This window comes from Eubacterium sp. 1001713B170207_170306_E7 (assembly GCF_015547515.1).
Classification (GTDB): domain Bacteria; phylum Bacillota; class Clostridia; order Eubacteriales; family Eubacteriaceae; genus Eubacterium.
On record NZ_JADMVE010000007.1, the window covers coordinates 1 to 12,119 of the forward strand.

13 protein-coding genes and 1 riboswitch are annotated in these 12,119 nt (G+C 49.0%); of the genes, 7 read left to right on the forward strand and 6 right to left on the reverse strand.

What is annotated here, in order from left to right; all coding sequences use genetic code 11:
- The first annotated feature begins 8 nt into the window (after window positions 1-8).
- Entirely contained in the window at window positions 9-173 is a 165-nt protein-coding gene (locus I2B62_RS16035; RefSeq protein ID WP_347707836.1) for a DUF2922 domain-containing protein, read from the forward strand.
- A 37-nt stretch (window positions 174-210) separates the two neighbouring features.
- Here I2B62_RS16035 and lsrF read toward each other — a convergent pair whose 3' ends face one another.
- The 4 genes from lsrF to I2B62_RS16055 all read right to left on the reverse strand — a co-directional run bounded on the left by lsrF (window position 211) and on the right by I2B62_RS16055 (window position 3,224).
- Window positions 211-1,089, reverse strand: a complete 879-nt coding sequence (lsrF, locus tag I2B62_RS16040; protein ID WP_195270056.1) for a 3-hydroxy-5-phosphonooxypentane-2,4-dione thiolase — start codon at window positions 1,087-1,089, stop codon at window positions 211-213.
- A 73-nt stretch (window positions 1,090-1,162) separates the two neighbouring features.
- Window positions 1,163-2,161, reverse strand: coding sequence for a dihydroxyacetone kinase subunit DhaK (locus I2B62_RS16045; RefSeq protein WP_195270057.1), 999 nt, complete (start codon window positions 2,159-2,161; stop codon window positions 1,163-1,165).
- 75 nt (window positions 2,162-2,236) lie between these two features.
- Window positions 2,237-2,560: a hypothetical protein gene (locus tag I2B62_RS16050; protein WP_058693637.1), complete on the reverse strand. Its 324-nt coding sequence runs from the start codon at window positions 2,558-2,560 to the stop codon at window positions 2,237-2,239.
- A 40-nt stretch (window positions 2,561-2,600) separates the two neighbouring features.
- Window positions 2,601-3,224: a dihydroxyacetone kinase subunit L gene (locus I2B62_RS16055; protein WP_195270058.1), complete on the reverse strand. Its 624-nt coding sequence runs from the start codon at window positions 3,222-3,224 to the stop codon at window positions 2,601-2,603.
- 246 nt (window positions 3,225-3,470) lie between these two features.
- On the opposite strand from I2B62_RS16055, the gene I2B62_RS16060 reads away from it, so the two are divergent.
- Window positions 3,471-4,409 carry a sugar-binding domain-containing protein gene (locus I2B62_RS16060; protein ID WP_195270059.1) on the forward strand — a complete coding sequence of 313 codons (939 nt, stop codon included), beginning with the start codon at window positions 3,471-3,473 and terminating at the stop codon, window positions 4,407-4,409.
- Here the strand turns inward: I2B62_RS16060 and I2B62_RS16065 are convergent.
- A complete protein-coding gene (locus I2B62_RS16065; RefSeq protein ID WP_195270060.1) occupies window positions 4,392-4,922 on the reverse strand; it encodes a hypothetical protein in 531 nt (176 codons plus the stop codon). The genes I2B62_RS16060 and I2B62_RS16065 overlap by 18 nt on opposite strands.
- Before the next feature lie 24 nt (window positions 4,923-4,946).
- The gene (locus I2B62_RS16070) at window positions 4,947-5,552 is read right to left on the reverse strand and encodes a DUF2284 domain-containing protein (RefSeq protein ID WP_195270061.1); all 606 of its coding nucleotides are present in this window, start codon (window positions 5,550-5,552) and stop codon (window positions 4,947-4,949) included.
- Between the two features lie 110 nt (window positions 5,553-5,662).
- A riboswitch (cobalamin riboswitch) is annotated at window positions 5,663-5,837 on the reverse strand.
- A 354-nt stretch (window positions 5,838-6,191) separates the two neighbouring features.
- On the opposite strand from I2B62_RS16070, the gene I2B62_RS16075 reads away from it, so the two are divergent.
- The 5 genes from I2B62_RS16075 (at window position 6,192) to I2B62_RS16095 (ending at window position 11,995) form a co-directional block, all read left to right on the forward strand.
- On the forward strand, window positions 6,192-7,616 hold the full coding sequence (locus I2B62_RS16075) for a peptidoglycan DD-metalloendopeptidase family protein (protein WP_195270062.1): 1,425 nt from the start codon (window positions 6,192-6,194) through the stop codon (window positions 7,614-7,616).
- 303 nt (window positions 7,617-7,919) lie between these two features.
- The gene (locus tag I2B62_RS16080; RefSeq protein WP_195270063.1) at window positions 7,920-8,690 is read left to right on the forward strand and encodes a DeoR/GlpR family DNA-binding transcription regulator; all 771 of its coding nucleotides are present in this window, start codon (window positions 7,920-7,922) and stop codon (window positions 8,688-8,690) included.
- Window positions 8,668-9,570 (forward strand): 1-phosphofructokinase, encoded by a 903-nt coding sequence (gene pfkB, locus I2B62_RS16085; RefSeq protein ID WP_195270064.1) that lies wholly within the window; start codon window positions 8,668-8,670, stop codon window positions 9,568-9,570. The genes I2B62_RS16080 and pfkB overlap by 23 nt, the downstream gene beginning before the upstream one ends.
- A gap of 17 nt (window positions 9,571-9,587) precedes the next feature.
- Complete coding sequence (locus tag I2B62_RS16090) at window positions 9,588-11,600, forward strand: fructose-specific PTS transporter subunit EIIC (protein ID WP_195270065.1); 2,013 nt, start codon at window positions 9,588-9,590, stop codon at window positions 11,598-11,600.
- A gap of 137 nt (window positions 11,601-11,737) precedes the next feature.
- The gene (locus I2B62_RS16095; protein WP_195270066.1) at window positions 11,738-11,995 is read left to right on the forward strand and encodes an HPr family phosphocarrier protein; all 258 of its coding nucleotides are present in this window, start codon (window positions 11,738-11,740) and stop codon (window positions 11,993-11,995) included.
- The last annotated feature ends 124 nt before the right edge of the window (window positions 11,996-12,119 follow it).

Below are 12,119 nucleotides of genomic sequence, written 5' to 3' on the forward strand. Positions count from 1 at the left end.
AATTCAGAATGACCATTCCGCATTACAAAGAGGGCATCACCGACGAGGAGGTCAAAACCGGCGCGGCCGGCATCGTGACCGACGACATCTTCAAGCCCGAAGGCTTCGGGCTCGCCAGAATGTCCGGCGCCAAGCGCGTGGACACCACCACCACCGACGTGGCAGTCGAGTAAAAAAAGAAGTCCCGGTCTGGGACTTCTTTTTTTAGGTTTATTTTGCTTTAATATCCTGATAACATTCAAAGGCTTCCGCTCCGGTGCGGCCGTTATGAACAACCTCACGGATGGCCTGGATCATGGCCTTGGGGTCTTCTGCCTGGAAGACGTTGCGGCCCATATCGACCCCGTGGGCGCCACGGCTGATGGCCTGGTAGGCCATTTCAAGGGCTTCTGCTTCCGGGATTTTTTTACCGCCGGCAATAACGAGCGGAACCGGGCAGGCGGCTGCGACTTCCTCAAAGTTATCACAGTAATAGACCTTCACGATCTGTGCGCCAAATTCTGCCAGCATACGGGTTGCCAGTGAGAAATATTTGGTGGTGCGTTCCATTTCTTTGCCAACGGCGACAACGCCGAGGGTAGGAATGCCGTAGCGGTTGCCGGCGTCAATGGTCTTTACAATGTTGTTGATGCTTTCACATTCGCCCTCTGAGCCGATGAAGGACTGGATGGCCATACAGGTGGCGTTCATGCGGATGGCGTCCTCGATATCCACGCCGACCACTTCGTGGCTCATGTCATCCTTTAAGACGGAGCTGCCCGCAGAGCAGCGCAGCGCGATGGCTTTTTTACAGTCTGGCGGAATGCAGGTGCGCAATGCGCCCCGGGTGCCCATGAGGACATCTGCGTAGTCCATGAGCGGTGGAATGGCTAAATCAAGGCGTTCGAGGCCCTGGGTGGGTCCCATGATATAGCCGTGGTCAAAGGCGAGCATGATGGTGTTGCCGCTTTTGGGGTCAAAAATCTGGGACAGGCGGGTTTTCATCCCCCAGTCTACATTTTCCATGCCCTTGACGTGGAAGCTTTTATTTTCTGCGGGCCGGTCAAAGCCGAAATCTTTTGCGTGTTTGTTGCCGTCTTTATCTGCCATAGGTTTGATCTCCTTTATTCTGAATTAAAAAGCGGCGTTTAAAGGCCGCTTTTGTGATTTGCCGCTGTTTAAATTAAACGACCTTATATGGGGTTCTGCATGGAGCGTTCCAGTATTTCAGCTCTTCTTCATCTACGCGGGCCATGAACATCTGGAAGCCTGCGGTTTCCTGTACGGTCAGGATTTCGCCGACCCAGTTCGCTTTGACATGGATGTCTTTTTCTTCCAGGTATTTGTAAACCTTGCGGAAAACAATGAGAAGCTCCATTAATGTGGAGGAGCCGCTGCCGTTGATGAATACCATAACGTCTTCGCCGGCTTTGAGGTCAAGGTCTGCGATCAATTCGTCTGCCATGATCACAGCGGTTTCGTCAGCTGATTTCATTGGCTGGCGTCCGCCGCCGCCTTCACCGTGCTGGCCCATGCCAACTTCCATTTCATCATCGCCTAAGGTGGAGATGACTTCGCCGTTTGCCGGGTGGGTTGCGCCCTTGGCAGCCACAGCGATGGTAGCCATGTTGTCTGCGAATTTCTGGGCGATGTCAGCGACTTCGTCTAAGGATTTGCCTTCTGCGGCGGCTGCGGCTGCAATTTTGTAGACCGGAACACAGCCTACCAGACCGCGGCGGTCGTCGGCGTTGGAGCGCGGCGCGTTGGCGATGTCTTCCTGAGTAACGACTTTTTTGACGTTTAAGCCTAATTTAGTAGCTTCCTTCATGGTTTTGTTACCTGTGAGCATGTCGCCCGCATGGTTTAAAACAACGAATAAAACGCCGTGGCCTTTGTCTGCCATTTTTAAAGCTTCGATGCAGGCCTTATAGCCAGGTGCTGCAAAAATATCCCCGATAACGCAGATGTCAACCATGCCTTCACCCACAAAGCCTTCGATGGCCGGTTCATGGCCAGCGCCGCCTAAGGTTACAACGGTTACGCGGTCTGCGTCTTTTAATTTTTTGTTTACGACCAGGTTGTTTCCTGTTACTTCGATGATATCCGGATTTGCCAGTTCCAGGCCTTCCAGTAATTCAGATACGATGTTTTCCGGCTGGTTTAAGAATTTTTTCATTGTCATTTTAGTATTTCCCCCTATTAATTTAGATTAAAAAATGATTTTGCTTGCTGCCAGTTTTCTTTGAAAAACTGGACCTTACTTCATTTCCATGAGTTCCAGAACAGTGCCGTGTACGGATACAAAAGCGATGTCCAGGGTTTCATCTACGGCCATTCTTCCGTTTAAGACGGTGGCGCCTTCTTCTTCGATGAACTGGTCGATGTTTGGTACTTTATAGGCAACATGTGTTTTGTTGACAACATCCGGGTGAAGGGGTGTGCCCTCTTCAAAACGCAGGTATTCAAATTTCAGGTCGTTGTTATCTGGGCCGGAGATATAAACCTTCAGGCCTTCGGCGTAATCTTCGGGCAATACGGTTTCCTTTACAGGAACGCCAACGTGCATGATTTCATATTTCATTTTAAATTCCTCCTGAGAATCTTAATAAATTAAAACGTAATTAAAGGGCATAGCCTTCTGCCAGGCCTTCGTAGAACAGGGCAAAGGATACGGAGCCGGGATCAATATGGCCGATGGCCCGGTCGCCGATGTAGCGGGCGCGTCCGTACTTTCCGAGCATCTCTGAGGTTGCATTGGAGCCTTCACGGGCAGCTTTGGCAGCCTGGTTCAGGACTTCCTGAGTGATTTTGTCTGAGTTTCGGATCACCTCGGTCGCAGGGTAAATGGCGTCCATCATGGATTTGCCGCCGGGCTTTGCGCCGGATGTATCGAAAAATTCTTCATAGGCGCCAAGCAGGATGGTTTTGATAAAGCTGTCGGTATCCTCGCTGGGGTCGGCCGCTTCGGCCATTCCGCAGATAAAGGAGCCAAACAGGGGAGCTGCGGAGCCGCCGCTGATATCCTCAAGGGTATCGTTCAGGGCTTCCAGCGCTTCTTTGAGGTTGGTTTCTTCGTTCCAGGCATCGACTTCTGAGATCATGGCCTTGGCGATCTTCTCCATGGTGGTTCCATGGTCGCCATCACCGAGCTCACAGTCCAGCTTGGTTAAATTTTCGACACTGCTTTTAATTTTATTAGCAGATGTCAATAACATGTTCTTGATTTTTAAGGTTTCTACTGGCATACGCTCACCTCCGGTATCGGTTTCAACTTGCTTATAGAATATCACTGGATTTAACATTTGTCAATAATAAAAACGTAAAATAATTTAAAAACATTAAAAATCACCCTAAAAACAGAAAAAATGAGGGATTTATTGACAAATGTTAAGTATTGCGGGTTTTGAGTCTTAAAAGCAACAGATTGACATTTGTCAAAAAATAGAGTATATTTAGAAAAAAGCTGTTGACATTTGTATAAGGAGAGCATCATGAAAGAGAAAGAACTGATCCGTCTTATTACTGCGGCGCAAATGTATTATGAAGAGAATATGACTCAGGCTGAGATCGCAAAGTCCATGGGGATCTCGCGGCCCTCGGTCAGCAATCTGCTGAACAAAGCCCGCAGAGAGGGGATTGTCAAAATTGAGATTAAGTCCTTTGACAGCACCAGCATTGGAAAGAGCCGGGAGCTTTGCAACCGCTTTGGCTTAAAGAGCTGCCAAGTTGTCAGCTGTACGGAGGATAAGAATGAAACTCAGGAGCGTCTTTATGAAGCCGCTGTGGATTTCCTTCTGGAGATTCTTCCGAAAACCCGTATCCTGGGCCTTGGCTGGGGTTATAACATCAGCCGGGTCATTGATATTCTGGCGAACAGGGAGCTCGCCGGACAGTACAGCGGAAAGGTCTGCCCTCTGATCGGAACAGCGACAGTGCCTCATAAGGGCTATCACCCCAATGAGCTGGCCACAGAGTTTGCCCGGAAGACGGGCTTTGAGGCGGACTTTTTAATCTCGCCGGCCTTTCCCACGACCAAGCAGGAGCGGGATTTGTTTGTGACCACGGATAATTACAACAGTATTCTGGCTCTGTGGAAAAAGACGGATACCGCGCTGGTGACCCTTGGCGGCTATCCCTGCGTGCCGGATCATGCCACCGCCCTGCGCTTTGGGCGGCGTTTGATCACGGAGCGGGCAACCTCCAATATTCTGTCCTACTTTTTTAACTGGAAGGGGCAGCAGATTAAGGGAGAGGATGACTTCGCCATCCAGATTCCCCTGGCGCCGCTTTCCAAGATCAAGAATTTCATTGGCATTGTGCCTGTCGAGGCCAATGTGGGCTCGGCCATCGGCTGTCTGAACACGGGGTTTGCGCGCCACCTGATCATTGATGAGGAAACGGCTGAGAAAATCTTAAAAACGGACGTATAGCAGATCACTGCCAAAGCTTTCCTCGGTCTGGCCGTGGCGGTGCCTCAGGATAAAGGCAGTCAGCTCCCGTCCGCCAATCCGCCGGGTATCCCGTATGCCGTCATAGGCTGCGAGCAGGGTCTGGAGCTCCTCTGTATACTGGGGAAGAGGCCTGCAGGGCTGTCTGGTTTTGAGGGACAGGGAGATAACGCCTGCGTTAAAAAGGTTGATGGTAAAGTCCACTCTCTTTTCACCCGCGGAAAAGGCACTCTCCAGCAGCAGCTCGGTTATCCGGCAGATATCCCGCTCTCGCACAAAGGAGGACATGGGATAGAAAACTACAGGGTTAAAGTCAATGCCCTTTTCCAGGGCAATGGCCTGAAACAGGGAAAGAACGCCGTCCAATGCGCAGTAAGCTTTGGTCGCTTTTTTTCTGAGGCTGCTGTACTTTTCCTTGAGTGCGTGGAAATCGGAAACCGAAACGGCTGGGGGCAGGGGCTCGGTACAGGAAGCGGGGGTAATGGTCAGGTTCATGGTGGTTCTCCTTTCTGAATAGGGTTAAAACAGGGTAAAGCTGAAATAAGTGACGGTCTCGGGGCCGTTATTGTAGGAAAGTCCGGTTTTGCTTGCCAGGTCCATGACCACGATGCCGTAGCCCTCCACCGATGGAAAGATCTGGTCAGGGTAACGGCAGGGGGCATTGGGATAGGTGCACTGGCCGCAGAGGATACAGCCCTCCGTGGAGAGCACCAGCGCGCCGGGATAGTGGGCTCTGAAAAGCCGGGCAGCCTTGGCTGTGGCGGCCTCATGGAACATGCGGGCCCGGTGCCAGCCTTTGAAATCGTACTGTCCCTTTAAATCGGTGACCGTTGAAAGCAGGCAGACGTTCTCATAGGAGCGGCATTTGGTGACGCAGCTCTCATAGCTGCCCACTGCCGGCGGGCAGGCCCAGGTGGCGCCATAATGGCCGCACTGGTTGCCCTCGCACAGGAGCCTGGTGCCCATGGAAAACAGCAGGTCGCTGGTTTTGGCAAAGGCATATTCATGGATACCGAACAGCCCGCGTTTATCCTCAAGCTGGCGTTTGATGGTCATCAGGCTTTTGATGGCAGTGTCGCCTTTAAATTCCTTGGCTGGTTTTGCCTGTTTTTTTATTTCGATCAATGGGAATACCTCACCTTCATTTAGTGTAATAAAAAAGCCTTCTCCGGCTAGAGAAGGCAAAAAATACGGAAGGATTGGGAACGTATCTCTTAAATAACTCTAAATCGGAGTGTTTTAAGAAAACATTATGCCGGTCTTCTGGCTCTACAATGGCATTCCTCTTACCTTCCCATCCGGCGGACAGTGGCACACAAGAGGACATTTTGTATTACAGCTGCGATTACAGCAAAGGAATTTCACCTTTTTCCCATTTACATAATGTTTACAATATTAAGTTATCCCTATCATATCCCTTTGATTTTCTTTTGTCAAGGTTTATTGGGCCCTGGCAGAGGATTTCCCGTAAATTTTTTTTTAACAACAAATTTTTCCTCTTTCTTTTTCGGTTAGATGTAAAGAAAAAAATACTTAAAATTTGCTAAAGGTGCTCATGACGCCTTAAATAAACCTAAAACACGTATATTTTAATGAATTTTTCATAAAATATTAAGTAATTTCGGTTAAGGTATTGGCAAGTGCCAAAGGATATGTTAAAATATATCTAAATTGTAAATAACTTTACAATTTGGTCAAAATTATATAGGAGGGTGGTGATTAGGCATTAGCAACGAAAGCCATCGCTCAAGTGGCAAGTTTCAGATGTTTTTTAAGAAGCTTGCGCATTACGCCAAGCACTTGAGCAAAAGAGAAAAAGTCGTATTCACAGGTTTCTGTGTAGCGCTTCTTCTCGGATTCTTTTCTTCAACCTGTCTTGGTTACAAGGTCATGGTTGACGGAGAGGTTTTAGGCTATACCAAAGATGCGGCTGTGTTTACACAGAGTCTGGATCAGGTAGAGCAGGATATGCGATCGAAAACGTCGATTGAAACAGCATATGTCTACAATGATATACAGATTAAAAAGAGCATCACATTTAATAAACCAATGTTGTCAGAGGAAGAATTTACTGATGCATTGAACGCCCAGAACCTTCGGGTCGGCGTTCATGGTGTAGAATTAAAGGTTGACGGACAGGAAGTCGGTAACTTAGCTTCATCAGACCAGGTACAGGCCGGTATTGCAGGTGCAATTAATAAGATCGGTAACGTACAGGGTACAGATAAGCTGGTAAAATGCGACATCCAGAGTGACGTTGTAGAAACGCCTAAGAATTTTCCGCTCGAGGACTTAAACAGTCCGGACGAGTGCGCTAATCTTTTAGCAACAGGTAATACTAATCCGAGTAAGAGTGAAGAGAGTACGAATGCTCCAATCCAGGTAGCAAGCCGTGGTGGAGCCGATGTGGCAAGAGACCAAAGCGATGAGCCAGCCCAAGAGGAAGCTCCAGCAGCTGAAGGTACCGTTGAAAATAATAGTAATGAGAATGTAGAAAACCAGAATAATGAGACTGAGACAAGCTCCAGTATCTTAAAGATTAATCTGACTAAAACATCTACTAAAAAAGAAGACATACCTTTCCAGACCGTTGAGCAGGAAGATCCGAATGTATATGTTGATCAAACTGTAGTTACACAGCAAGGTGTGAACGGAGAACTTGATAAGGAAGTCGAAACCGTCTATGAAGACGGAAAGGTTGTGAGCGAAACGACCTTATCCGAAACAGTTGCGAAAGAGCCGGTGGCTCAGATTGTTTCAAAGGGAACCAAGCAGTACCCGACCATGTCTTCAAAGAAAGACAACTTTATTTTACCGGCAACCGGTAATATTTCCGCTTTAGATAAGCCAGGAAGCCATGCAGGCTGCTTTGCAGTGGACATCGCGAACTCAATGGGGACGCCGATTTACGCACCGCAGAGTGGTACGGTCATCCGGGCAAGTGATTTTGGCGGTTACGGATTATGCGTTGACATTATGATGGACGATGGAAAAACCGTCCTGAGAATGGGTCATAACTCCGAATTTAAGGTAAGCGTTGGTGACCGGGTTCAAAAGGGCCAAGTCGTAGCGTTAATGGGCAGCACTGGTAACTCAACCGGACCGCACTCCCATTTTGAAATCCGCATTAACGACGTTCAGCAATTTTTACCAGACTATTTTGACATCAAGGACGGCGATAACGTCTGATGTCATGATCGAAAAAACAAAAACTTAGTATATGCATATCACTGATAAAAAAGAACCAAATTGTGTGTTTGGTTCTTTTTTATTTTTTGAAAAGAACCTTTCAGGGCGGTCCGGCCGCCAGCGCTTTGTGTTTGTTGACTTTTATACCCGGGCATGGTAGGCTTAAACAGTCAAATTCAGTCATTAACAAGCAGGTTTAAGGATGATTTCAGGGATTTTATGATTATTTTTGAAGTTTTTTGAATGAAAATGCTTGACAATGACTGAAAATGGTGATATTATACAGTTGCGGAGGACAAAGAGATGTTAACAGAAGAAAGATTTAACATTATATTAAAAACCGTCGAGAGCAAAAAAGCAGTGACCGTGCAGGAACTGACTGAGCTGCTCGGGAGTTCAGAATCAACGGTGCGGCGGGATCTGACCGCCCTGCATGAGATGGGCCTGATCAACAAGGTTCATGGAGGCGCGACAGCCGTTGACAACAGCTATACAACAAATGAAGACGACGTGGCTTACAAGCACGGCCAGTATAGTGAGGAAAAACAGCGTATCGGGCAGTATGCCGCTTCGCTCATTAAGAAAGGCGATTTTGTCTTTATCGATGCGGGGACAACTACCGAGGCGCTCATTGACCATATCAGCGAAAAGGAAGCGACATACGTGACCGACGGGCTTGGACACGCAAATAAACTCCTTAAAAAAGGGTATAAAGTATTTATCCCAGGCGGACACCTCCGGGTCTCTACCGAAGCCATGGTGGGCGAGGAAACCGTGGAAGCCCTCAGAAAATACAATTTTACCCTGGGCTTTTTCGGAACCAACGGCATCAGCCCTACGGCGGGTTATACTACGCCGGACGTTCATGAGGCCATGGTTAAAAAGGAAGCTTTTGATAATTGCCGGGACGCTTACATTCTGAGCGACCCTTCAAAATTTAATAAAATTTCGTCCGTTACCTTTGGCGGCATCGGCAGCGCGACGATTATCACCACGGATTTACAGGACCATAAATACCTGAAATTCACAGAGATAATGGAGGTAGATAAAAATGATCTACACAGTGACCTTTAATCCATCCCTGGACTACATTGTAAAGGTCGATGATTTTAAGACTGGTCAGGTGAACCGAACGGCTTCGGAACGGCTTTTTCCGGGGGGCAAGGGCATCAATGTTTCCATTGTGCTTAAAAATCTCGGCTTTGACAACGTGGCCCTGGGCTTTACAGCCGGCTTTACTGGCAAAGAAATCGAGAAGCGTGTCCGGGACTTCGGGTGCAGCTCTGACTTTATCGAAATCGACAATGGGCTGTCGCGGATCAATGTTAAGCTGAAATCCCAGGAGGAAAGCGAAATCAACGGACGCGGGCCTGAAATTTCAGAGCAAGCCCTTGAGCGGCTCTTTGAACAGCTGGACCGGCTGAAAGCAGGTGATGTGCTGGCGCTGGCGGGCAGTATTCCCAGCTCTATGCCGTCCGATACCTACGAGCGCATTATGGCGCGGCTTGAGAACCGGGGCATTAACATTGTGGTGGATGCCACCAAGGATTTACTGAAAAAAGTATTAAAATACCATCCGTTTTTGATCAAACCGAACAATCATGAGCTGGGCGATATGTTTGGGGTTACCCTTAAAAACGATGATGAGATTATCTCATACGCCAAAAAGCTTCAGGAAATGGGCGCGCGCAACGTGCTGGTTTCCATGGCGGGCGACGGGGCCATCTTCCTGAACGAGGATGGCAGTGTGCACAAGAGCGCCGCACCCAAGGGTGAGGTCAAGAACTCCGTGGGCGCGGGCGATTCCATGGTAGCAGGCTTTCTGGCGGGCTATCTGGAATCCGGCGATCTGGCAGCCGCCTTTAAAATGGGCGTAGCGACCGGAAGCGCCAGTGCTTTCTCGGAGGAGCTGGCAACAAGACAAGAGGTCACGGACCTTTTAAATAAAATCTAATTCCAGGGGGAAAAGAAATGCGAATTACAGATTTACTGAAAAAAGAAGGCATCGACCTTCAGGGAAAATCTGCATCCAAGGGCGAAACCATCGACAATCTGGTTGAGCTCATGGACGCTACCGGAAACCTTAATGACAAGGAAGGCTATAAAAAAGCCGTCGTTGCCAGAGAGGCGCAGGGAACAACCGGAATCGGCGAAGGGATCGCCATCCCGCACGGCAAGACAAGCGCCGTAAAAGAAGCCGGACTGGCCGTTATGGTAAGCAAGGAAGGCACTGACTATGAATCCATGGACGGACAGCCTGCCCATCTGCTCTTTGCCATCGCGGTACCAGATAATTCCGACGATACCCACCTTGAGCTTTTGAGCCGCTTATCCATGATGCTCATGGACGAGGATTTTAGACAGAAGCTCATCAACGCAACGGACAAGGACGAGTTCCTCAAGCTCATTGACCAAAAGGAAACAGAAAAATTCGGCGAGGAAGACGCCAAAAAAGAAAAAGAAAACGCAGCGGAAAAGGCTGTGGAAAAGGTAGAAGCAGAGGAGGCCAAGGTGCGTGAAGCCGCGGCTGAGGTGGATACCGGATACCCGAAAGTGCTGGCTGTGACGGCCTGCCCGACGGGCATTGCCCATACCTACATGGCGGCTGAAGCCTTAGAGGGCAAAGCCAAGGACATGGGCGTCAGCATCAAGGTTGAAACGGACGGCTCCGGCGGGGTGAAAAACGAACTGACCCGCGCTGAGATCGCCAATGCGGATGCGATCATCGTGGCGGCGGACAAGAATGTGCCCATGGCGCGTTTTGACGGCAAACCGGTCATTCAGACCAAGGTAGCCGACGGTATCCATAAGCCTGAGGAGCTGATCAGCCATGCGCTCGAGGGTAAGGCCCCGGTCTACCATGCGGACAGCAAGGAAGAAAATACCGCGGACAGCGGCGAAAAGCAGAGCATTGGCCGTAAGATTTACAAGGATTTGATGAACGGCGTTTCGCATATGCTGCCCTTTGTTATCGGCGGCGGGATTCTGATTGCTCTGGCCTTCCTCTTTGACGATTATTCCATCGATCCGGCCAATTTCGGGATGAATACCCCCTTTGCAGCTTTCCTGAAAACCATCGGCGGCGCGGCCTTTGGCTTTATGCTCCCGATTCTGGCAGGTTACATTGCCATGAGTATCGCAGACCGTCCTGGTCTGGCGGTTGGTTTCGTAGGCGGCTATATTGCCAGCCAGGGCTATATCCTTGGCATGGTAGACGGCACCATGACCATTACCACTGGCGGGACCTCTGGTTTCCTCGGTGCTCTGGTCGCCGGTTTCCTGGCAGGTTATCTGGTGCTGGGACTGCGCAAATTATTTGACAAACTGCCCGATGCGCTGGAAGGCATCAAACCGACCCTTTTATACCCCTTCTTTGGTCTTCTGATCATGGGCGCGCTGATGGTCTTCATCATCAACCCGCCGGTCGCGGCCTTGAATACTGCCATGACCAACGGCTTAAACAGCATGGGCGAAAGCTCCAAGGTTATCCTCGGTGTGATTTTGGGCGGCATGATGGCCATCGACATGGGCGGGCCTTTCAACAAGGCGGCTTATGTATTCGGTACAGCGGCCATCAGCTCCGGTCAGTATGACATTATGGCAGCGGTTATGATCGGCGGTATGGTACCCCCCATCGCCATTGCTCTGTGCGCGACCTTCTTCAAAAACCGCTTTACCCAGAAGGAACGCCAGTCGGCCCTTACCAACTACATCATGGGCCTGTGCTTTATCACAGAAGGGGCGATCCCCTTTGCAGCGGCAGACCCAATCCGTGTTATTCCATCCTGTGTTGTGGGCTCGGCAGTGGCCGGCGGCCTCTCAATGCTCTTTGGCTGTACGCTGATGGCGCCTCACGGCGGCGTGTTCGTGTTCCCTGTTGTGGGCAACCCGCTGTTCTATATCGTATCTCTGTTGATCGGATCGGTCGTCGGTATGATTCTGCTGGCGATTTTGAAAAAGCCATTAAAGAAAGAAGCGGTATAATCATTTAATAGCAAAATTTATGCCAGATTAGTATAAATATAAAAATTTTTAGAAAATAGACAAGATTTGCTATGCAAGTTTGGGTAAAAATGTTAATATAATACTAGAAATTTTTATAGTCCAAAGGAGAACTTAAAATGAAAGAATTTAATTACACAATTACGGACCCAGCAGGTATTCACGCAAGACCAGCAGGCTTACTCGTTAAAAAAACCCAGCCGTACTCATCTGAAATCAGTCTGGTTAAGGATGGCAAAACCGGCAATGGCAAGAGCATGTTAAGTGTAATGGGCTTAGGCGCTAAAAACGGCGAAACCATCACCGTACAGGCTGACGGTCCGGACGAAGATACCGCCATTGCAGAATTAGAAGCATTCTTCAAAGAAAACCTCTAAATTGCTCCCTCTATTAAATTAAAATATATTTGGAAAGCGGCGCTGTTTTAATCATCAACAGCGCCGTTTCCCTTTTTTGAAAAATGCCCTTGAGTTTTGAGGGGAAATCAGTTAAGATAAAAAC